The sequence below is a fragment of the Georgenia sp. X1117 genome, assembly GCF_057784635.1.
The window spans coordinates 3,130,989-3,152,030 of the sequence record NZ_CM173492.1 but is presented as its reverse complement, the minus strand read 5'-3'; the positions used below and the strand labels follow the sequence as shown (position 1 = coordinate 3,152,030).

General features: G+C 73.7%; 17 protein-coding genes. 5 read left to right on the top strand and 12 right to left on the bottom strand.

Annotated elements, in window-relative coordinates:
- Position 1 precedes the first annotated feature (1 nt).
- The 3 genes from AC3D3D_RS14560 to AC3D3D_RS14550 all read right to left on the bottom strand — a co-directional run bounded on the left by AC3D3D_RS14560 (position 2) and on the right by AC3D3D_RS14550 (position 4,349).
- Positions 2-940 (bottom strand): PP2C family protein-serine/threonine phosphatase, encoded by a 939-nt coding sequence (locus AC3D3D_RS14560; RefSeq protein WP_463662473.1) that lies wholly within the window; start codon positions 938-940, stop codon positions 2-4.
- Between the two features lie 251 nt (positions 941-1,191).
- The gene (locus AC3D3D_RS14555; protein WP_463662474.1) at positions 1,192-2,703 is read right to left on the bottom strand and encodes an FGGY-family carbohydrate kinase; all 1,512 of its coding nucleotides are present in this window, start codon (positions 2,701-2,703) and stop codon (positions 1,192-1,194) included.
- Positions 2,700-4,349, bottom strand: coding sequence for a glycerol-3-phosphate dehydrogenase/oxidase (locus AC3D3D_RS14550; RefSeq protein WP_463662475.1), 1,650 nt, complete (start codon positions 4,347-4,349; stop codon positions 2,700-2,702). The genes AC3D3D_RS14555 and AC3D3D_RS14550 overlap by 4 nt, the downstream gene beginning before the upstream one ends.
- 137 nt (positions 4,350-4,486) lie before the next feature.
- Between AC3D3D_RS14550 and AC3D3D_RS14545 the strand changes: the two genes are divergently transcribed.
- Entirely contained in the window at positions 4,487-5,302 is an 816-nt protein-coding gene (locus AC3D3D_RS14545) for a DeoR/GlpR family DNA-binding transcription regulator (protein ID WP_463662476.1), read from the top strand.
- Positions 5,303-5,341: 39 nt separating this feature from the next.
- Here the strand turns inward: AC3D3D_RS14545 and AC3D3D_RS14540 are convergent, their stop codons facing one another.
- Entirely contained in the window at positions 5,342-6,379 is a 1,038-nt protein-coding gene (locus AC3D3D_RS14540) for a zinc-dependent dehydrogenase (RefSeq protein ID WP_463662477.1), read from the bottom strand.
- 190 nt (positions 6,380-6,569) lie between these two features.
- Positions 6,570-7,397, bottom strand: a complete 828-nt coding sequence (locus AC3D3D_RS14535; RefSeq protein WP_463662478.1) for an aldo/keto reductase — start codon at positions 7,395-7,397, stop codon at positions 6,570-6,572.
- A gap of 257 nt (positions 7,398-7,654) precedes the next feature.
- On the opposite strand from AC3D3D_RS14535, the gene AC3D3D_RS14530 reads away from it, so the two are divergent.
- On the top strand, positions 7,655-9,220 hold the full coding sequence (locus AC3D3D_RS14530) for an FGGY-family carbohydrate kinase (RefSeq protein ID WP_463662479.1): 1,566 nt from the start codon (positions 7,655-7,657) through the stop codon (positions 9,218-9,220).
- A 142-nt stretch (positions 9,221-9,362) separates the two neighbouring features.
- Here AC3D3D_RS14530 and era read toward each other — a convergent pair whose 3' ends face one another.
- The 7 genes from era to hrcA form a co-directional block, all read right to left on the bottom strand.
- Positions 9,363-10,376 carry a GTPase Era gene (gene era, locus AC3D3D_RS14525; protein ID WP_463662480.1) on the bottom strand — a complete coding sequence of 338 codons (1,014 nt, stop codon included), beginning with the start codon at positions 10,374-10,376 and terminating at the stop codon, positions 9,363-9,365.
- 93 nt (positions 10,377-10,469) lie between these two features.
- Entirely contained in the window at positions 10,470-11,816 is a 1,347-nt protein-coding gene (locus AC3D3D_RS14520) for a hemolysin family protein (RefSeq protein WP_463662481.1), read from the bottom strand.
- A 10-nt stretch (positions 11,817-11,826) separates the two neighbouring features.
- Positions 11,827-12,279, bottom strand: a complete 453-nt coding sequence (gene ybeY, locus AC3D3D_RS14515) for an rRNA maturation RNase YbeY (protein WP_463662482.1) — start codon at positions 12,277-12,279, stop codon at positions 11,827-11,829.
- Positions 12,276-13,355, bottom strand: a complete 1,080-nt coding sequence (locus tag AC3D3D_RS14510; RefSeq protein WP_463662483.1) for a PhoH family protein — start codon at positions 13,353-13,355, stop codon at positions 12,276-12,278. The genes ybeY and AC3D3D_RS14510 overlap by 4 nt, the downstream gene beginning before the upstream one ends.
- A gap of 71 nt (positions 13,356-13,426) precedes the next feature.
- Positions 13,427-14,281: a 16S rRNA (uracil(1498)-N(3))-methyltransferase gene (locus tag AC3D3D_RS14505; RefSeq protein WP_463662484.1), complete on the bottom strand. Its 855-nt coding sequence runs from the start codon at positions 14,279-14,281 to the stop codon at positions 13,427-13,429.
- Positions 14,282-14,318: 37 nt separating this feature from the next.
- The gene (gene dnaJ / locus AC3D3D_RS14500; protein WP_463662485.1) at positions 14,319-15,455 is read right to left on the bottom strand and encodes a molecular chaperone DnaJ; all 1,137 of its coding nucleotides are present in this window, start codon (positions 15,453-15,455) and stop codon (positions 14,319-14,321) included.
- A 110-nt stretch (positions 15,456-15,565) separates the two neighbouring features.
- Entirely contained in the window at positions 15,566-16,582 is a 1,017-nt protein-coding gene (gene hrcA, locus AC3D3D_RS14495) for a heat-inducible transcriptional repressor HrcA (protein ID WP_463662486.1), read from the bottom strand.
- A 262-nt stretch (positions 16,583-16,844) separates the two neighbouring features.
- Between hrcA and AC3D3D_RS14490 the strand changes: the two genes are divergently transcribed.
- The 3 genes from AC3D3D_RS14490 (at position 16,845) to AC3D3D_RS14480 (ending at position 20,834) form a co-directional block, all read left to right on the top strand.
- Complete coding sequence (locus AC3D3D_RS14490) at positions 16,845-17,792, top strand: hypothetical protein (protein WP_463662487.1); 948 nt, start codon at positions 16,845-16,847, stop codon at positions 17,790-17,792.
- A 123-nt stretch (positions 17,793-17,915) separates the two neighbouring features.
- Entirely contained in the window at positions 17,916-18,812 is an 897-nt protein-coding gene (locus tag AC3D3D_RS14485; protein WP_463662488.1) for a DUF3097 family protein, read from the top strand.
- Positions 18,813-19,193: 381 nt separating this feature from the next.
- The gene (locus AC3D3D_RS14480) at positions 19,194-20,834 is read left to right on the top strand and encodes an HNH endonuclease (protein WP_463662489.1); all 1,641 of its coding nucleotides are present in this window, start codon (positions 19,194-19,196) and stop codon (positions 20,832-20,834) included.
- Positions 20,835-21,042 lie beyond the last annotated feature (208 nt).

The following is a 21,042-nucleotide window of genomic DNA, read 5'->3' as shown; positions in this document are numbered from 1 at the left end:
GTCAGCTCTCCGTGCTCGCGGTCGAGGGCGCCATGGTCGGCGCCGGGGAAGGGACGGGGATGCCGGCCGTGCGGCCGGCGTCGGGGGTGGCGGCGGTGGCGGGGTCGGCGTCGTCGGACGCGTCCGCCGGGGGCGGGACGACCTCCGCGCGCCCGTGACCGGGGCCCGCGGCGGTCGTGCCGACCGCGTCCTCGTTGTCGACGTCGACGACCACGACCGTGATGTTGTCACGCGCGCCGTCGCTCACGGCCCGCTCGACGAGCTCCTCGGCGGCGTCCGTGGGGTGCATGCGGGTGCGCAGCACCTCGGCGATCTCGTCCTCGTCGAGCTCGCCGAACAGCCCGTCGGTGCACACCAGGAGGCGGTCGTCGGCGCCCACGTGCAGCATCCAGTAGTCGACCTCGACGTCGAGCCCGGTGCCCACGGCCCGGGTGATGACGTTGCGCCGGGGGTGCGTGCGCGCGGCGGCCTGGTCGATCTCGCCGGCCTCGACGAGCTCCTGGACGAGGCTGTGGTCGACCGAGATCTGCGTGAGCTGGTCGCGCGCGAACCGGTAGACGCGTGAGTCGCCGACGTTGAGGACGAGCCAGTAGGGCTCGCCGTCGGAGTGGGTGAGCACGACGCCGGCGACGGTGGCGCCGGCCATGGCCTCGGCGGGTTCGAGGGGCAGGCCCGCCTGGCGGGCCTCCTCCTCCATGGTCAGGCGGATCTGCTCGGCCCCGGCGCGGACCGCGGCGGTGACGTCGGCCGCGGTGATGGAGCCCTCCTGGTCGGCGAGGGAGGCGAAGGCGGCGACGACGGTGCGCGAGGCCATCTCCCCGCGGGCGTGCCCGCCCATGCCGTCGGCGACGACGAACACCGGATGGCGCGCGAAGGCGGCGTCCTCGTTCATCTTGCGCCGACCCCCGGCGTCGGAGGCGGAACCCCACTGGACCTGCACTGCTCACCTCTCCCGGGCCGTCTGCGAGGACCAACCTACCGGCCCACGCCGCCGCGCCGGTCCCACGGACGGGGCGAGGTGCCCATGTGCACGGGGCGAGGCGTTCCATGTCCGCCGCGCGAGGTGCCCGTGCGAGCCGGGCGAGGTGTGCCGCGGGCGCGGGACGAGCCGCACAGGCAGAACCTGCCCGTGCGCAGGCCGGCCCCGTCGTCGTCCGTGCGACGGCGGGGCCGGCCAGATGCGTCCTGCGCTCAGGCGCGGGCGGCCCACCAGGGCTCGTGCGCGCCGATGAGGCTGCGGAAGGACTCGTAGCGCTCCTGCGCACGCTCCTGGCCGTCGCCGGGCTCGACGACGCGCTGGTCGGCCTCCATCGCCGCCGCGGCCTCGTCCAGGGACGCGAACTGCCCGGTACCCGCCGCGGCGACCATGGCCGTGCCGAGCGCCCCGACCTCCTTGGCGGTGGGGATGACGATCGGACGGCGCAGGGTGTCCGCCAGCATCTGCGGCCAGAAGCCCGAGCTCGTCACGCCGCCGGTCACCCGCACCTCCTCGACGTCGAAGCCGTCGAGCAGGCCGTCGATGTGGATGCGGTGGTTGAAGGCGATGCCCTCGTACAGGGCACGGAGCACGTGGCCGCGGGTGTGCCAGGCGCGCAGCCCGGAGAAGCCGGCGGAGGCGTCGTGCGGGAAGGGGCTGCCGTAGAGGAAGGGCAGGAAGGTGACGGGCTCGTCGGTGTCCGCCACGGCCTCGACCTCCCGGTCGACGAACGCGTACGGGCTCTCCCCCGCGCGGCGGGCGGCGTCGACGTCGGCGGAGCACAGGTTGGTGACGAACCACTCGAGGTTCGACGAGCTCGTCGGCGAGATGGACATGTTCATCCACCGGCCGCGCTCGACGAAGGCGCGGCTCATCCACCGCTCGTCGATGACGGGGTGGTCGGAGATGACCTCGTTGATCGACCACGTGCCGGCCATGACCGCCATCTGGCCGGGACGCACGGCGCCGGCACCGACGGCGGCGGCGTCGACGTCGTGCAGGCCCGCGACCACCGGCAACCCCGCGGGCAGCCCGGTGTGCAGGTGAGCGAGGTAGGTGACCTCCCCGACGACGTCGCCCGGCATCGAAATCGGCGGCGCCTTGGGGCGCAGCTCGGCCAGGCCGTAGGCGTCAAAGGCCTCGTCGGCGTAGTCCTGGGTGTCGACGTGGGTGAAGGCGGTCGAGGCCTCGGTCAGGTCGGTGCCGACGGTGTCGGTCAGGCGCATCCGCAGGAAGTCCTTGGCGGACATGAACCACGTGGCGCGCTCGACCGTCTCGGGCTCGTTGTCCGCCAGCCAGCGCAGCACGGCGCCGGTCGAGGCCGGGACGACGCCCTGGCCGGTGACCCGCAGCAGGTCCTCGCGGCGCTCGGCCATGAGCGTCGCGGCGGTGCTCTGCGCCCGCGAGTCGAGCGAGAGGATGCCCGGACGCACGGGGGTCAGGGTGTCGTCGACGAGCCAGACGCCGTCGCCGTGCGCGCTGACACCGATCGCCACCGGCTCCGCCCCGCGCTCGTCGAGGGCGGAGGTCAGCCGACGCATCATGCGGCCGAACAGGGCCCAGAACTCGCGCTCGTCCCGCTCGACCCAGTGCGGGTGGGGCATCGAGCTCGGGCTGGACTCGACGGCGGTCTCCAGCGCCGTGCCGTCGAGGGTGAAGGCGACGGCCTTCATCCCGGTCAGGCCGATGTCCACACCGATGACCACCTGCGTCGACGTCGTCGTCATGACAGCTCACTCTCGTTCTCGTGGGGGATGAAGCGGGTCAGGTACCGCTCGTAGGCGGCGATCTCCTCGGCGCGGCGCTCCGGGGACCAGCCCAGGAGCGAGGCGCACACGTCGGCGACGGGCTCGACGGCGGAGCGGCCGAGGTCGTTCTCCAGGCCGATCATCGTGCGGCGGGCAAGGACGTCGGAGAGTCGATAGGCGTGCTCGTGGCGCACCCCCCACTCGACCTCACCGGCGGTGAGCCCGTAGGTGGGCTCGAGGACCTCGCTGCGCGCCGGCGTCGAGCGGATGAAGGTGGCGGCGTCGACGGCGCGCGTGCCGTATCGGTCGACGAGCCGCGCGGCCAGGTCGGGCTCGATGCCGACGCCCGCGACGCGCCCGCGCAGCCGGGCCAGGTTGCGGTCGCCGCCGCCGGGCAGGGCGAGGCGCCGGGTGACGCTGCGGCGCGTCGAGCCGAAGCGGCGGGCGAGGATGTCGCCGACGTCCTGGCCGACCTGCCGGAACGTGGTGAGCTTGCCGCCGACGAGCGTGTAGAGGCCGTCCGCGACGCCCTCGTGGTGCCGGATGTCGTGGCGCCGGGTGATGTCCGAGACGTCGGAGTCCTCGTCGGCGTACGGCAGCGGGCGCACCCCGGTGTAGGAGTAGCGCACGTCGGCCATGGTGAGGTTCGCGCCGGGCAGGATCCGGTTGGTCTCGCGCAGGATGTAGTCGTACTCGTCCTGGGTGGCCGAGGCCATGTCGAGGTCGCCGGTGAAGCGCAGGTCGGTCGAGCCGATGAGGTAGCGGCCGTCCCAGGGGATGACCATCATCGGCCGGCCGTCGGTGACGGCCTCGTAGTAGAAGGCCTCGCTCGGGGCGCCGGGGAACGGGTCGAGGACGAGGTGGGTGCCCTTGGTCCCGCCGTTCATCCGGGGCAGGTCGAGGTCGTCCTCGCGCCAGACCTCGTCGATCCACGGACCGGCGGCGTTGACCACCGAGCGGGTGGGGACGACGACCTCACCGCCGTCGATCTCGTCGCGCAGGGTCACCGAGGTCACCCGGCCGCCGCCGCGCCCCACGCGCACGGCCCGCGTGTGGGTGAGCACGGTGGCGCCGGCGGCCTCGGCGGCCAGGGCGATCTCGACCGAGAGGCGCTCGGCGTGGGCGACCTGGGCGTCGGAGTACGCGGCGCCGCCCTGCAGGCCCTCGGGGTCGATGCCGGGCTCGCGGGCGAGCAGCCGGTCCCGGGAGAAGAGCTGGAAGCGGCGCACGGACTTGTCGAAGGACAGGACGTCGTAGGCGACCATCCCGAGGGTGAGCACGGCCCGCGAGTGGACGTTGCGCTCGTAGAAGGGCAGGAGGAAGCGCAGCTCGCGCACGAGGTGCGGGGCGGCCTGGAGCAGCCACTCGCGCTCGCGCAGCGACTCGCGCACGAGCGGCACGTCGTACTTCTCGAGGTACTTCAGCCCGCCGTGGATCATCTTCGAGGACCAGGACGAGGTCCCCGAGCCGATGTCCCCCTTGTCCACCACCAGCACGCGCAGCCCGCGCAGCGCGGCGTCCCACGCGATCCCCGCACCGTTGACGCCGGCGCCGACGACGACGACGTCGAACCCCGCCGTCGTCGCCCCCAGCCGCGCGCGTCGCTGCTCCATGACCTCGGACAAGACCGACCACCTCGTCATCGTCGGGCCGGCGGCGGACCGCCGGCGCGCTTCTCGAACTCACACTCCAGAGTGTTTGTTCAACAGACAATAGCGTGAAACGACGTGGGTGCGCATGATGACTGTGCGAGCATGACGCCATGACGCCCACCCCCGCCCCGCGCGACCGCCAGCACCGGCTCGCGACGATGGCCGAGCTCGTGCTCGAGCGCGGGACGCTGTCCGTGGACGAGATGGCCGAGCGGTTCGGGGTGTCGACGATGACCGTCTACCGGGACCTGGCCGAGCTGGAGCGCAGCGGGATCGTCACCCGCACGCGTGGGACGGTCACCGCCCGCGCGACGTCGATGTCGGAGGCCTCGGCCTCGTTCCGCAGCACGCTCAACGCGGCCACGAAGCAGGCCCTGGCCCGGCGCGCGGTCGAGGAGGTCCACCCCGGGTCGACGATCATGATCGACGACTCGACGACGCTGCTGGGGATGGTCCCCCTGCTCGACGACCGTGGCCCGGTCACCATCGTCACGCACTCCCAGGCGGTCGCCCGGGAGGCCGCGGGCCTGCGGTCGGTGCGGCTGTTCGTCACCGGCGGCCGCTACCGACCCGAGCTGGACTCGCTGTACGGCTCGACGACGCTGTCCACCCTGCGCTCGCTGCGCGCCGACGTGTGCTTCATGTCGACCACCGCCCTGGCGGACGGGGTGCTCTACCACCCGCTGGAGGAGAACGCCGACGTCAAGCGGGCCATGCTGGCCTCCGCGGCGCGGGCGGTGCTCGTCACCGACGCCTCGAAGTTCGGGCCCGGGGCCACCCACCGGGTCGCCGAGGTGTCCGACTTCGACCTCGTCGTCGTCGACGGCGCCGCCTCCGCCGAGCACCTGGCGCGGCTGCGGGAGGCCGACGTCGAGGTCGCCGTCGTGTCCACCGACAGCGGAACGGGCTCCGGCCGGCGGGACTGAACCGGGGCCGGGCCCCGGAGAGGGCCCGGCCCTGCTCGGTCAGGGGGCGACGGAGACCTTGATCCCCTCGCCGCCGGCGGAGAACTCGATGGCGGCCACGGCGTCGTCGAGGTCGAAGTGGTGCGTGACCAGGGAGGCGACGTCGATCTCGCCGGAGGCGATGAGCCCCAGGGCACGCTCGTGGTCCACGCGCCGGGAGTTCGACGCACCGGTGACGGTGATCTCGCCGTAGTGCACGAGGTTGGGGTCGATCTCGGCGGTGCCGCCCTTGGGGAAGCCGGCGAAGGCGTTGACGCGGCCCCGCTTGCGCACCACGGTCAGGGCCTGGGCGAACAGCGCCGGGATGCCGATGGCGACGACGGCGACTTCCGCGCCGAGCCCGTCGGTCAGCGAGCGCACGACCTCGCCGAGGTCCTGCTCGGTCGGGTCGACCACGTGGGTGGCACCGAGCCGGGCGGCGACGTCGCGGCGGGCGGCCGAGGGGTCGGAGACGATGACCTGGCCCGCGCCGGCACGCCGGGCCACCTGGGCGTGCAGGAGCCCGATGGGTCCGGCGCCGAGGACGACCACGGTCTCCCCCACCGCCACGCCGTAGGACTCGTAGCCGCCCAGGACGCAGCCGAGCGGCTCGGCGAGCGCGATCGAGGAGAAGGGGACCTCGCCGGGCACGACGTACACGCCGCCGCGGGTGATGGCCTCCGCGGGGACGGCGACGTACTCGGCCAGGCCGCCGTCGAGCCGGTAGCCGAAGATCGCCGAGTCCGTGCACAGGTTCTCCCGGCCGGCCCGGCAGTAGGCGCAGCGGCCGCACGGGACGGTGGGCATGATGCCGACCCGGTCGCCCTCGGCGTAGCCGGTCAGGCCGGCGCCGACCTCGGCGACCTCGCCGGCGATCTCGTGGCCCAGGACGACGCCGACGTCGATGCCGGCGGACTTCTCGCCCCGGATGATGCGCACGTCGGTGCCGCAGACCGTGTTCGCGCCGGTGCGCAGCAGGAGGCCCCCCTCGGGCGCGGTGGGCGTGGGGACCTCGCGGAGCTCGACGACGCCGGGGCCGCCGAAGACGGCGGCCCTCATCGCCGTGCCCCGATCGTCGCTGCGGTGGAGGGGTGAACGGTGCTGCTCAAGAGTGGCTCCTCGACGAGGGTGGACGGACGGGACGGGTGGGGCAGGTGCCCGCGGGCGCGGGGTGCGCCGTCGGGCACGACGGCTGGGCGTGCGCCGTCGGACGGCAGGACGCGGTACGCAGGACGCACGCCGGGAGCGCTCAGTACTCCTCGTTGACGGCGGGGTCCTTGCCGAGCGCGACGGCGGGCATCGCGTCGATGCGGGCGACCTCCTCGGGCGTGAGCGCGATCCCGGGGGCGGCGAGGTTCTTGCGCTGTCGCTCCTCGTCTGCCGACTTCGCGACGGCGCCCACGCCCTTGCCCGTGGTCCAGGCCAGGGCGATCTCGACGGCGGAGACGCCGTGCTCGGCGGCGACCGCCTCGAGGGTGCCGTCGTCCATGATGCCCTTGCCGCGGCCGGCCACGCCCCAGCCCTGGGTGACGATGCCGTGCTCGGCGTCGTAGGCGCGGATCTCGTCCTGCGGCCATCCCGGGTGCAGCTCGACCTGGTTGACCTCGGGGTGCTCGCCGAAGCGCTCGTGGACGGCGTCGAGGTGCTCGGGCAGGAAGTTCGACACGGCGATCGCGCGGATGAGCCCCTCGGCGCGCAGCTCCATGAGCACCTCGTAGGCGTCGAGGTAGAGCCCGAGCATCGGCAGCGGCCAGTGGATGTAGTACAGGTCGAGGTAGTCGGTGCCCAGCGCGCGCAGGGAGCTGAGGAAGGAGCGGCGGACCTGGCGCTGCTCCTGGTCGCCGCCGCGCAGCTTGGACACGAGCAGGACGTCCTCGCGCGGGATCCCGGACTCGCGCACCCCGGCGCCGACGGCGTCCTCGTTGTGGTAGCGCTGCGCGGTGTCGACCAGCCGGTAGCCGTTCCGCAGCGCGGTGGCGACGGCGGTCCGGCCGGTCTCCCCGTCCATCTGCCAGGTGCCCAGGGCCACGGGCGGGATCTCGATTCCGGAGCTGGTGACGAGCTGGGGCACGGACACGTGCTCACCCCTTCGTGTCGTTCGGGACTCCACGGGCGCGGGACCGGGCAGGCCGCCAAGGGACGGCCGGGCGGGCGCGCCGGGACGGAGGTCGAGCCTAACACGTGGGGCTGTTGACTTAACATGGCCACTTGTTCATGCGTGGGCCCGGCGGTGTGTATCTCCGGGGTCGCGGGACTACGCTCGGGGACCCCGGCACGCACGTCGCGGCACGCACGTCGTCCGGCACGGCCCGCCACGCTCAAGGGAGAGACACGATGACCGCATCCACCCGCCCCGACGGCCCCTTCGTCATGGGCATCGACTTCGGCACCGAGAGCTGCCGGGTCGCGATCTTCAACCTCGTCGGCGAGCCGATCGCCTTCGCGGCGACCCCCTACCCGACGTCGCACCCCCGGCCGGGCTGGGCCGAGCAGACCGAGGACGACTGGTGGGACGCCATCGCCACCTCGAGCCACCAGGCGCTGGAGAAGGCCGGGCTCAGCGGCGCCGACATCGCCGGCATCAGCTACGACGCCACGACGATGACCGTGCTGGCGATGGACGACAAGGGTCGCGCGATGCGGCCGGCAATCATGTGGATGGACGTGCGGGCCGTCGAGCAGGCCGAGCGGGCCAGCGCCTCGAGCTCGAAGGCCCGCCGCTACAACGGTGGCGGCACGATGCCGGCGACCGCCGAGTGGTTCCCCTTCAAGACCGCCTGGCTCAAGGAGCACGAGCCGGAGACCTTCAACAACGCCACCTACCTCGTCGACGCGCCGGACTGGATCACCTACAAGCTCACCGGCGAGTGGACGATCAACATCAACTCCGCCTCGGCGCGCATGTACTACGACCGCGACAACGGGGGCTGGCCGGTCGACTTCTACCAGGACATCGGCGTGGCCGACGTGCTCGACAAGATCCCGGGCACCGTCAACGACCTCGGCATCCCGGTCGGCGGGCTCACCTCGGCCGCGGCCGCGCACCTCGGGCTCAAGGAGGGCACGCCCGTGGCGCAGGGCTGCGCGGACGCCTTCGCCGGCCAGATCGGGCTCGGCGTCGTGGCGCCCGGCAAGATGGCCCTCATCACCGGCTCCTCGCACGTGTTCATCGGGCAGACCGACCAGCCGATCTCCGGCGAGGGCTTCTTCGGCGCCTACACCGACTCCGTGATGCCGGGCCAGTACACCGTCGAGGGCGGCCAGGTCTCCACCGGCTCGGTCGTCAAGTGGTACCGGGACAACTTCGCCAAGCACCTCGTCGACGAGGCCGAGAAGGCCGGGCGCACGGCGTACTCGCTCATGGACGAGCGGGCCGCCGAGGTGCCGCTGGGCTCCGAGGGGCTCATCGTCAACGAGTACTTCCAGGGCAACCGCACGCCGTACACCGACGGGCGGGCCCGCGGCATCCTGTGGGGCCTGTCGCTGCACCACGGTCCGGCGCACTTCTACCGGGCGATCCTCGAGGGCGTGTGCTTCGGCACCGAGCACATCGCGCGGACGATGCGGGCGGCGGGCCACAAGGTCGACGAGATCGTCTCGTGCGGCGGCGCCACGAACAGCCAGTTCTGGATGCAGATGCACGCCGACGTCACCGGCACGCCGATCACCCTGACCAAGGTGCCCGACGCCGTCGCGCTGGGTTCGTGCATCCTCGCCGCGGCGGGCGCCGGCCTCCACGACGACGTCACGTCGGCCGCCGAGGCCATGGTCCACACGGCCGACACCATCGAGCCGGACATGAAGGCGCACGAGGAGTACCAGTTCTACCTGGACAGCTACATCGACACCTACCCGCGTATGCAGGAGCCGATCCACAAGATGGTCGACCACGTCGGCTGAGGCCCACGTCGGCTGAGGCCCGCGTCGGCTGAGGCCGGCGTCGTCGGGAGCGCGGTCCGCCGGCTCGCGGACCGCGCTCCCGAGCGGCCCGGCCACACCACCTCGCGCCCCCGCACCCCGACCGGGTGCGGGGGCGCTTCAGTCAGAAGCCGAGGCGGCCGAGCTGGCGGGGGTCCTTCTGCCAGTCCTTGGCCACGCGCACGTGCAGGTCGAGGAAGACCTGTCGCCCGAGCCGCTCCTCGATGCCGGCCCGCGCCCGCGTGCCGACGTCGCGCAGCCGCGAGCCGCCACGGCCGATGACGATGGCCTTCTGCGAGTCCCGCTCGACGACCACCGAGACGTGGATCGCCAGGACCGGGGGCCGCGTGTCCCCCTCGGCGCGCTCGCGCTCGACCATCTCGTCGACGAGGACGGCCAGCGAGTGCGGCAGCTCGTCGCGCACCCCCTCCAGGGCGGCCTCCCGCACGAGCTCGGCGATGGTCAGCTCGACGGCCTCGTCGCCGGTGGCGCCGCTCGGGTACAGCGGGGGCGAGAGCGGCATGCGGGCGAGGAGGACGTCGGACAGGACGTCGACCTGCTCGTCGGCCACGGAGCTGACCGGGACGATCTCGGCGAACTCGGCCAGGCGGCTGACCTCGAGCAGCTTCTCCGCCAACGCGGCGCGGGAGACCGTGTCGGTCTTGGTCACCACGGCCAGCAGGTCCCCGCGCATGCCCTGGACCTCGCCGAGCAGGTGCCGGTCGCCGGGCCCGACCGCCTCGTCGGCGGGCAGGCACAGGGCGATGACGTCGACGCCGGACAGGGTCTCGCGCACGACGTCGTTGAGCCGCTCGCCCAGCAGGGTGCGCGGGCGGTGCATGCCGGGGGTGTCCACGAGGACGATCTGGCCGTCCGTGCGCTGGACGATGCCGCGCACCGCACGCCGCGTGGTCTGCGGCCGGTCGGAGGTGATGGCGACCTTCGTGCCCACCAGGGCGTTGGTCAGCGTCGACTTGCCGGTGTTGGGCCGCCCGACGAGGGCGACGAAGCCCGCGCGGTGGTCCTCGGGCCAGTCGGCGTCGACGAGGTGGCCCAGGTCGAGGTCGGCCAGGGCGTTGGTGTCCTCGCCGAGCTCGGTGCCCGAGCCCGGTTCGCCCGGGAAGGGGATGTCGGTCATCGCGCGTCCTTCGTCCTGCGTGGTCCCGGGCGTGTGGTCCCGGGACGGTGGTCGTTGGTCGTCCGTGGTCTGTGGTCCTTGCGCGGGCCTGCGTCAGTCCTGCTGCTCGGGCTCGGGGTCAGCGCGGCGGGCGAGGATCGTGGAGACGCGGCGGCGTCGCCCCTCGACCCGCTCGGCCTCGAGGAGGACGCCGTCGACCTCGACCGTCGCGCCGGCCAGCGGCACCCGGCCCAGCACCTTGGCGAGCAGGCCGCCGGCGGTGTCGACGTCGTCGTCGTCGAGGGTGAGGTCGAAGAGCTCGCCGAGGTCGTCGACCGGCGTGCGGGCCGGGACGCGCCACACGCCCTCCCCCAGCTCCTCGACGACGGTCTCGGCGCGGTCGTGCTCGTCGACCATCTCGCCGACGAGCTCCTCGAGCAGGTCCTCGATGGTCACCAGCCCGGCGATGCCGCCGTACTCGTCGACGACCATGGCGATGTGCACCGAGCCGGTCTGCATCTCGCGCAGGAGGTCGTCGACCAGCTTGGTCTCGGGGACGAAGGTGGGCTCGCGCATGACGTCGCCGACGGTGAGGTCCTCGGCGTCGCCGCGGCGGTGGGAGCGCCGGATGACGTCCTTGAGGTAGAGCATGCCGCGCAGGTCGTCGAGGGTCTCGCCGTGGACCGGCACCCGGGAGAAGCCCGAGCGGGTGAACAGGTTGAGGGCCTTGGCCAGCGGGAGGTCGACCTCGATGGAGACCATGTCCGTGCGCGGGACCATGACCTCGCGGACGTAGGTGTGGCCGAGCTCGAAGACGGAGACGAGGAGCTCGCGCTGCTTGTCCTCGAGCTGCTCGGAGTCGCTGACCCGGTCGACGAACTGCTGGACCTCGTCGGCGGACTCCTGGGCGAGGTCCTCCTCGGTGGGCTCCCGGCGGGGTGCGAAGGCGGCACCGGCGCGGCCCAGGGCCGCCGTGAGCGAGGTGAGCGCCGACGTCGGGCGGGACAGGCGGGCGAGGACCGCTCCGGGGCGGCGGTGACCGATCCGTCCCGGGCCGACGGCTCCGACGACGACTAGCAGCACGAGGCAGGCACCCGCGGCGACCAGGGCGACGACCCACCACGCCTCGAGCAGGCCGGCCGCGGCCACGGTGACGCCGACGGCCACGAGCATGTGCAGGACCACCCGCAGCGCGGCCAGGCCGCGCAGGGCGGTCGAGCGGTCGTCGACGAGGCGCTCGACGCGGGCGGCCGACGGGTGCTCCGCGCCGACCAGCTCGGCGACGCTCGAGCGGGTGACCTGGCGCAGCGCGGCCTCGGCGGCCGTGACCAGGGCGGCGAGGACGAGGAGCACGACGGCGGCCACGGCCATGGCCACGACCGGCACCTCGGGGCGGACCGTCGCCTCCCCGGCGGCGGCGAGGGGTCCAGGCAGCAGGGCGTGGGCGAGATGGCCGCTCATCGACGCCCGGTCACCGCCCGGCCAGGAAGGTGAGCAGGAGACGTCGCTGGAGCTCGAACATCTCCTTCTCCTCCTCGGGCTCGGCGTGGTCGTAGCCGAGCAGATGGAGGATGCCGTGGACGGTGAGCAGGCCGAGCTCCTCGGCGGTGGAGTGGCCGGCGGTGCGGGCCTGCGTGGCGGCCACGCTCGGGCACAGCACGATGTCGCCGAGGGTGCCCTCGGCGGAGGTGGCGTCCTCGGTGCCCGGCCGCAGCTCGTCCATCGGGAAGGACAGGACGTCGGTGGGGCCGGGCTCGTCCATCCAACGCACGTGCAGCTCGGTCATCACGTCCTCGTCGACCAGCAGGATCGACAGCTCGGCCTGCGGGTGCACGCGCATCTCGTCGAGCACGTAGCGGGCCAGGGCGGACAGCTCCTCGACGTCGGCGCCGCTGCCGGTCTCGTCGTTGACCTCGATGCTCACTGCTGCGCTCCTCGGCGGGTGGGTCGGGTGGCGGTGCGGGCGCCGGACCGCGGGCCGGTCCGGCGCTCGCGGGCCTGCTCGGTGGCGGTGGCGGCGTCCCAGCGCTCGTAGGCGTCGATGATGTCGCTGACCAGGCGGTGGCGCACGACGTCGCGCGAGCTGAGGCGGCACATGGCGATGTCGTCGACGCCGTCGAGGATCTCCTGGACCACCTTGAGCCCGGAGCGCGTGCCGGTGGGCAGGTCGATCTGCGAGACGTCGCCGGTGACGACGATCTTGGAGCCGAAGCCGAGGCGGGTGAGGAACATCTTGATCTGCTCGGGCGTGGTGTTCTGCGCCTCGTCGAGGACGATGAAGGCGTCGTTGAGGGTGCGTCCGCGCATGTAGGCCAGCGGGGCGACCTCGATGGTGCCGGCCGCCATGAGGCCGGGCATGGAGTCCGGCTCGAGCATGTCGTGCAGGGCGTCGTAGAGCGGCCGCAGATAGGGGTCGATCTTGTCGGTGAGCGTGCCGGGCAGGTAGCCGAGGCGCTCGCCGGCCTCGACGGCGGGACGCGTGAGGATGATCCGGGTGACCTCCTTGCGCTGCAGGGCGAGCACGGCCTTGGCCATGGCGAGGTAGGTCTTGCCGGTGCCGGCCGGGCCGATGCCGAAGGTGATCGTGTGGGCGTCGATCGCGTCGACGTACTCCTTCTGCCCCAGCGTCTTGGGGCGGATGGTGCGGCCCCTCGCCGAGAGGATGTCGGCGGTGAGGACGTCGGCGGGCCGGGTGTCGCCGGAGGTGAGGATGGCGGCGGCGCGGTCGACGGCGTCGGCGGTCAGCGGCTGCCCGGCCACGGCGATGTCGACGAGCTCGGCGAGGAGCTGCTCGGCGGTGGCCACGTCGCCCTCGGGCCCGGTGAGGGTGACGGCGTTGCCGCGGACGTGGACGGCCACCTTGGGGAAGCCGCGCTCGACGGCGCGCAGCACCTCGTCGTTGGCGCCCAGCAGCAGCATCGGCGGGAGGTGGTCGGGGATCGTCAGGTGGCGGGTGGCGCTGCCGGGGGCGGGCTGTGCGGGATCGGTGGGCTGCGACATGGGTCGGGGACGGTGCCCTCGAGACTCCTGGGGGTCGGCGGGTGGGTTCGCGGTCATCGTAGCGAGGGAGGTCACCAGCGGTGCAGGGCCACGCTCAGTGCGGCCACCGCCGCGGGCCCGGCGGTCGAGCTGCGCAGCACGTGCGGGCCGAGGAGGACGGCGCGGGCGCCGGCGCCGGTGAGGCGGTCGAGCTCGGTCTCGGAGATCCCGCCCTCGGGCCCGACGACGCACCACACCTCGGGTGGGGCGGAGGCAGGGTCGGCGTCGGCGCGTGCCTGTGCGGCGGCGCCCGGCGCGTGCGCCGGGCCGCGCCCGACCGCGGCCGGGTCGGACGTCGCGGCCGTGCCGAGCGACGGGGCGAGGTCGGCGAGCCGGTCGGTGGCGCTCTCGTGGAGCACGAGGACGACCGCTCCCCCGGCGACGGCGTCCGCGACGTCGTCGACGAGCCGGGCGGTGGTGCGCAGCTCCGCCACGGCCGGCACGCGGGCGCGACGGGACTGCTTGGCCGCGGCGAGCGCCACGGACTCCCAGCGTGCGCGGCCCTTGGCGGCCTTGGCGTCCCACCGCGACACGCAGCGCTCGGCCTGCCAGGGCACGACGGCGTCGACGCCGAGCTCGGTCGACTGCTCGACGGCCGCCTCGTCGCGCCCACCCTTGGCCAGGGCCTGGACGAGGACCAGGCGCGGTACCGGTGCGGGCTCCTGCGTCACGGCGGTCGCGGCGACGACGACGAGGTCCTTGGCCACCGAGACCACGGAGCCGGTGACGCGCCGCCCGGCCCCGTCGACGAGGTCGACCTCCTCGCCGGCGCGCAGCCGGCGCACCGTGGCGGCGTGGTGCGCCTCGGCGCCGGTGAGCCGGAGCTCGGCGCCCGGCGTCGCCGCGGCCAGGTCGCCGGCGGGCGCGAGGAAGACGGGGCGGGTCACCGGTGCTCCGGAAGCGGTGTCAGCGAGGTCAGCGGGCTCAGCGGCCGACGAAGCGGTCGCGCAGGCGGGAGAACATCGAGCTGTCCGCGCTGGCCAGGCGCGCCTCGGGACGCTCCTCGCCGCGGGCGACCGCCAGCTGGCGGAGCAGCTCGCGCTGGTCCTCCTCGAGGCGGGCCGGGATGACGACCTCGACGTCGACGTGCAGGTCGCCGCGGCGGCCGCGGGCTCGCAGCCGGCCCACGCCCAGGCCGTCGAGGGTGATGCGCTCGCCGGGCTGCGTGCCGGGTGGCACATCGATGTCCCGCGGGCCGTCGAGGGTCTCGATGGAGGCGACGGTGCCCAGCGCCGCGGCCGTCATCGGGATGGTCAGGGTGCACAGCAGGTCGTCGCCGTCGCGCTGGAAGACCGGATGCGGGCGCTCCCGGATCTCGACGAACAGGTCGCCGGCCGGCCCGCCGGCGGGGCCGACCTCGCCCTGCCCCTGGAGGCGCAGCTGGGTGCCGGTGCCGACGCCCGCGGGCACCTCGACGGCGATGGTGCGGTTCGAGCGCACGCGGCCCTCGCCGGAGCACTCCTGGCAGGGCTCGGGGATGACGGTGCCGTGGCCAGAGCAGGCGGGGCACACCGAGGTGGCCATCATCTGCCCGAGGAAGGAGCGGGTGACGCGCTGGACCGAGCCCTGGCCGCCGCAGGTGGTGCAGGTGACCGGGGAGGTGCCGGGGCGGCAGCACGTGCCGTTGCAGGTGCCGCACACGACCGCCGTCTGCACCGGGATCTCCTCCGACGAGCCGAACACGGCGTCGACGAGGTCGATGTCGAGCACGATCTGCGAGTCGCGCCCGCGGCGGGCGCGCGGGACGGGGCCGCGCATGCCGCCGCCGGCCGCGCCGCCGAAGAACTGCGAGAAGATGTCGGCGAAGTCGCCGAACCCGGCCTGGGCGCCACCGGCGCCGCCGCCGCGCAGGGCGTCCTCCCCGCCGGCGTCGTAGAGGCGGCGCTTGTCGGCGTCGCGCAGCACGTCGTAGGCGCGCTGGACGTCCTTGAACTGGTCCCCGGCCTCGGGGCCGGCGACGTCGGGGTGCAGCTGGCGGGCACGCTTCCGGTAGGCGCGCTTGATCTCTTCGGGGCTCGCGTCACGGCTCACGCCGAGGATCGAGTAGTAGTCGTCGCTCACAGGTCGCAATCTCTTGCTCGGGATCGGTACATGGACGGTGGTCGGTGGTGGGTGGGCCCGCGGGCGCAGGCCGGGGTGGGGCGCGGTCGATCGGTGGGTGCGGCGTCGGCCTACCCGCCGAGGAAGCGGGAGAGGTAGCGGGCCACGGCCCGCACGGTCGCCATGGTGCCGGGGTAGTCCATCCGGGTCGGGCCCAGCACACCCACCCGGGCGACCACCTCGCCGGAGGCACCGTAGGCGCCGGCGACGAGCGAGGTCTCGGTCAGCGAGTCGTGGTGGTTCTCGGCGCCGATGCGGACGGTGAGGCGGTCGGCCTCCATCTCGGCGAACAGGCGCAGGAGGACGACCTGCTCCTCCAGGGCCTCGAGGACGGGGCCGATGGTGCGGCTGAAGTCGGTGCCGGCGCGGGCGAGGTTGGCCGTCCCGCCGAGCACGATGCGCTCCTCGGAGTCGGCCTCGAGGACGCGCAGGAGCTCGATCGAGACTGTGTCCAGCAGGGGGCGCAGGCGCGGCTCGAGGCGCTCGGCCATGTCGACGAGGGCCGGCCCGACGGCGCCGGCCGACAGCCCGGCGCAGGCGAGGTTGAGGCGGGCGCGCAGCTCGGCGACGTCGACCGGGTCGGCGCCGTCGGGCACCTCCACCGTGCGCTGCTCGACACGGCCGGCGGAGGTGATGATGACGATGAGGAGCCGGAACTCGTCCATCGGCACGAGCTCGAGGTGGCGCAGCGAGGTGCGCGACATCGAGGGGTACTGGACGACGGCCACGTTGCGCGTGATCTGGGAGAGCAGGCGCACCGTGCGCTCGACGACGTCGTCGAGGTCGACCGCCTCGCCCAGGAGCCGCTCGATGGCGGCCCGCTCCCCGCCGGAGAGGGGCTTGAGGGTGGCGATCTCGTCGACGAAGGCGCGGTAGCCCTTGTCGGTGGGCACGCGGCCGGCCGAGGTGTGGGGCTGCGCGATGTGGCCGGACTCCTCGAGCGCGGCCATGTCGTTGCGGATGGTGGCGGGCGAGACGTCGAGGCGGTGGCGCTCCACGAGCGCGCGCGAGCCCACGGGCTCCGAGGTCTGCACGTAGTCGCTGACGATGGCCTGCAGCACGCGCAGGCGACGGTCCTCGGTCGACATGGCACCTCCTCGCTGGTCGCCGTCGTGGGCACGCTCGCACGGACGTCCCGTGCCCGACGTGCCCCACCCGCACCGGGCGGACCGCGGGCCGCCGACGGGACGGGGGGCACACGTGGTCGTAGCACTCGACGTCCGTGAGTGCCAATGCTACGCCGGACACCGGGCGCGCGCCGTGAGCGGTTCGACACCCTGGCCGCTGCCGCGCTGCTACCTTGCCGATCGCAGGGTCCGGATCCGACGACGGTGTACAGGGGCATCCGCCATGACCGAGACTTCCGACCGCTCGAGGGACCGCGCCGCAGCGGTGCGCGCGACACCCGACCGACTGCCCGACGGCGATCGTGGCGGTACTCCCGACCGCAGTACCGGTGCGCGGAGCGGCGAGCACGGCGTCGCTCACCATGGCACTGGCGCGCGGGCCGGCGGGGCGGGCGCTCCGTCGCCGGCGGCGATCACGCTGCGCACCGCGGCGGTGGCGCTGACCGCCGTCGTGCTGCTCATCCAGCTCCACGAGTACGCGCACGCGGTGGCCGCCGTCGTGCTCGTCGGCGAGGCGACCGTGTTCGGCGCGATGGCCGACCACCCGGCCACGAGCGACACGAACCTGGCGATCGTGGCCATCGCCGGCCCCGCCTTCTCGGCGGTGACCGGCGCACTGGTCTGGGCGCTGTCCCGTGGCCTGCCCACGGGGTACGCGCGCGCCCTGCTCACGTGGTTCGGGCTCGGCAGCATGCAGTGCGCCTTCGGGTACCTCATGATCGCGCTCATCGCACCGGTCGGGGACACCGCCGTCGCCTTCGAGGCCTGGGGGCTGCCGCTGTGGGTGTCGGTGGTGTCGTTCGTCGTCGGGCTCGGTGGCATGTTCCTCAACGCCTACCTGCTGGCCGGGGAGATCACGCGCACGTTCTCCGAGGCGGGGCCGTTCCGCTGCGCCTCGGTGTGGGCGTGGCTGGTGGCCACCGGCGGCATCGCCGCGCTGTACGTGGCGGTGGCGATCATCGCCGGGGTCGACGGCCAGGTCCTCGTGTGGACGATCGTGGGGCCGGCCACGGCGCTCGTCTTCGCGCCGATGTCGACCTTCTTCTGGCAGAAGGTCCCGCACCGGAACCTGCCGTGGTCGGTGGGCAGCACGCCGGTGATCGTCGGCGGGGTGGTGGTGGCGCTGGCGGTGGCGCTCGTGCACGCCGTCGTGGGTATCGAGCTCGGGTAGCTGCGGCGGGGTTCGCGGGCAGTCGGCGTCGGCCTGCGCGCGTCGCCGTCACAGATCGATGGCTCGCGGGGCCGCCCGCGTGCCCTGCGCAGCGGCGGGGGCACGGGCTCGTACCCTCGGCCGGTGACCGACCGCTACGGACGTGACGTCCTCGCCTCCCCCCGCCCCGATCCGCGCCGCCGACCCGTCACGCGTGACGTGCCGGCCGAGCAGGGCCTCGTCGTCGAGGACGTCGAGACGGGCTTCGTCGGCGCGATCGTGCGCGTCGAGAAGTCCGGCGGGATGCACCTGGTCACCCTCGAGGACCGCCTCGGGAAGCGACGCTCGTTCACCCTCGGCCCGGGATTCTGGATCGACGGCGCACCGGTCACCCTGGTGCCCGTGCGTGCCTCCGCCGCCCAGGCCAGGCCCGACGTCGCGCGCACGGCCGGTGGGAAGCAGCTGACGGCGTCGGGCTCGCTCAAGGTCGAGGGTGCGCGGGCGCGGGTCGCGCGCGCCGCGCGGATCTGGGTCGAGGGCCGGCACGACGCCGAGCTCGTCGAACGCGTGTGGGGCGACGACCTGCGCGTCGAGGGAGTCGTCGTCGAGCAGCTCGAGGGCGCCGACCACCTGGCCGAGGTCCTGCGGGCCTTCCGGCCCGGCCCGACCCGGCGGGCGGGCGTGCTGCTCGACCACCTCGTGGCGGGGTCGAAGGAGACGCGGCTCGTCGAGGACGCGAGGCGGCGCCTCGGCGGGGCGGCCCAGCACGTGCTCGTGCTCGGGCACCCCTACGTGGACGTGTGGCAGGCGGTCCGACCCGAGCGGGTGGGGCTCAGCGAATGGCCGCACGTCCCGCGCGGGACCGACATCAAGATCGGCACGCTCGCCGCGCTCGGTTGGCCGCACGCCGACCAGGGCGATGTCGCCCGGGGCTGGCAGCGCATCCTGGGGACGGTGCGCACCTACGCGGACCTCTCCCCCGCGCTACTCGGGCGGGTCGAGGAGCTCATCGACTTCGTCACCGGCGTGCCCGAGGAGTGAGCCGCACGCTGCAGAGCCGGCCGGTGGCGCGAGCCCCACGTGTGGGTGGGTGACGGGTAACCGCCTCTTCGCCATCACTTCGCCGCGTCCCTCTCGCGCCCGGCCCTTCCTGCTCGCCCGACGCGTCCCGGCTGTTCCACCGCGCCGCACCTCCACCGCCGCACATCGGCCCCAGCGCCATCACCTGTCGCCTGAGCCACTGCACTCCTCCTGCCGAACAGCTGCTCCACGGGTCGGCGACGGCGCACCTGATTCCCACAACCACGCCCCCCGCAGACCCCTCCACAACCGCGGAATCGCGCCGTTCCGATGTCAGTGGTCGCACGTATAGTCGCAGTATCGAACACAGGTTCGATTCAGGCTTCGGGGCGAGGGGGCGAGATGCTGGTACGCAGCGGCGACGACGCCGGTTCCGACCTGCCCTCGCCCGCCTCGCCCTTCGCCGACCCGCGCGACGGGGCCGAGGACACGTGCAGTCGATTCACTCCCGCAGGCGTCGGCGCCGTGGACGTGCGCGCCACTCCCGCCGTGATGCCCGCAGACGCCGAGGATGGCCGCGCCACTCCCGCCGTGATGGCCACGGACGCCGAGGACGTGCGCGCACTGTTGGGCGTGCTGGCGGGCCTGCGGCGCGACGAGGAGAGCGACGCCGTCGATCAGATCACCGCGCTCGAGGAGCTCATCAGTGCGGCACGCGCCGCGCAGGCCCGCGCGACCGTCGACCTCTGGACGATGCGGACCGACCTCGAGCGGGCGATGGAGGTCCCTCGGGAGCAGATCGGCAAGGGGCTCGCGGCCGAGGTCGCGCTCGCCCGGAGGGACTCGCCCTCGAAGGGGTCGCAGCATCTCGGCCTGGCCAAGGCGCTCGACGCCGAGCTCCCGCGGACCCTGGCTCTCATGGAGGCCGGCCAGGTCTCCGAGTGGCACGCGACGCTCCTCCTGAAAGAAGTCATCGGGCTGAGCCCCGAGGACCGCCGCACGGTCGACGCGGAGCTCGAGGACGACCTGCCCACCTACGGCGACCGCCAGGTCACGAACCATGCTCGCCGGCTCGCTATGGCGATCGATGCCGACCACGCAGCGGCGAAGCGTGAGCACGATCGTCGTCGGCGCAGGGTGAGCGTCCGGCCCGCCGCGGGATCGATGGCCTACCTCACCGCCCACCTGCCGATGACCGATGCCGTCCGCGTCCACGCGAGCCTCACGCGGCAGGCCGCCAGCCTCACGCAGGCGGGCGAGGCCGAGGGCCGCACACCTGGTCAGCTGGCCGCGGACCTGCTCGTCGAGCGGGTCACCGGATCCCGTGCGGACGCGCCGCGCGACGTCGACCTCACGATCGTCATGACCGACCAGACACTGGCCGGGAGCAGCGAGCCGGCCTGGATCCCCGGGCAGGGGCCGCTGCCCGCCGACGACGCCCGCGAGCAGGTCCGCGAGGCCCGCTCGGTCTGGTTCCGGCGGCTCTGGACGGACCCCGCGACGGGCGGTGCGGCGTCGATGGAGTCCCGCTCGCTCGCCTTCACCGGGACGCTTCGCCGGCTCATCCTCATCCGGGACGACGTGTGCCGGACCCCGTACTGCACCAACCCCGCGGAGCAGGTCGACCACAGCACCGACTGGGCCGCGGGCGGTGCCACTAGCGCGGACAACGCCTCGGGGCTGTGCGCGAGCTGCAACTACACCAAGCAGCATCCTGGCTGGCGCCACGCGGCCGACCCCGACGGGAAGCTCGACGTCTACACGCCGACCGGGCACAGGTACAGCGTGCCTCGCTCACCTTTCCCGTTCCGCAGGAGGCCGCCCGGCCCCGAGATGACGGCCGAACGGTACGCGCAGCTCAAGGCGCGCGTCGCCGACCGCGTCGCGCACAACAGCCGGAACGAGCAACCCACGGTGGAGCGCTCCGTGCAGCCCGCCGAGCGACCCACCGAGCAGCGCCGGCCGGGTGACGGCGGCGCGCCCGGCACGTCGACCGCGCGGCCCAGGGGTGAAACCGAAGGATCACCCGATCCACCGGCGTGACCGGCGCGACCGGAGTGATCGGTAGGACCGGTGACGGCCGCTCGACCAAGGCCAGCCGATGGGGAGCCGCGTCCGCTGGATTCGTCGTGCCCTCGTGTTGTCGCGCCGCCATGTCCGCGCGAGCGCTCACGCGTCGCAGCTACAACCGGGCGGCTGGCTGGTCGGCTGGATGGTTGGCTGGTCAGCGGTTCGCGCCGTGGTCGGGCAC

Bases quoted from the DNA above. Each gene is read 5' to 3' on its own strand.
- AC3D3D_RS14555 (WP_463662474.1), bottom strand. From the start codon at position 2,703: ATGACGACGACGTCGACGCAGGTGGTCATCGGTGTGGACATCGGCCTG.
- AC3D3D_RS14545 (WP_463662476.1), top strand. From the start codon at position 4,487: ATGACGCCCACCCCCGCCCCGCGCGACCGCCAGCACCGGCTCGCGACG.
- AC3D3D_RS14540 (WP_463662477.1), bottom strand. From the start codon at position 6,379: ATGAGGGCCGCCGTCTTCGGCGGCCCCGGCGTCGTCGAGCTCCGCGAG.
- AC3D3D_RS14530 (WP_463662479.1), top strand. From the start codon at position 7,655: ATGACCGCATCCACCCGCCCCGACGGCCCCTTCGTCATGGGCATCGAC.
- era (WP_463662480.1), bottom strand. From the start codon at position 10,376: ATGACCGACATCCCCTTCCCGGGCGAACCGGGCTCGGGCACCGAGCTC.
- AC3D3D_RS14520 (WP_463662481.1), bottom strand. From the start codon at position 11,816: ATGAGCGGCCATCTCGCCCACGCCCTGCTGCCTGGACCCCTCGCCGCC.
- AC3D3D_RS14510 (WP_463662483.1), bottom strand. From the start codon at position 13,355: ATGTCGCAGCCCACCGATCCCGCACAGCCCGCCCCCGGCAGCGCCACC.
- hrcA (WP_463662486.1), bottom strand. From the start codon at position 16,582: ATGTCGACCGAGGACCGTCGCCTGCGCGTGCTGCAGGCCATCGTCAGC.
- AC3D3D_RS14490 (WP_463662487.1), top strand. From the start codon at position 16,845: ATGACCGAGACTTCCGACCGCTCGAGGGACCGCGCCGCAGCGGTGCGC.
- AC3D3D_RS14480 (WP_463662489.1), top strand. From the start codon at position 19,194: ATGCTGGTACGCAGCGGCGACGACGCCGGTTCCGACCTGCCCTCGCCC.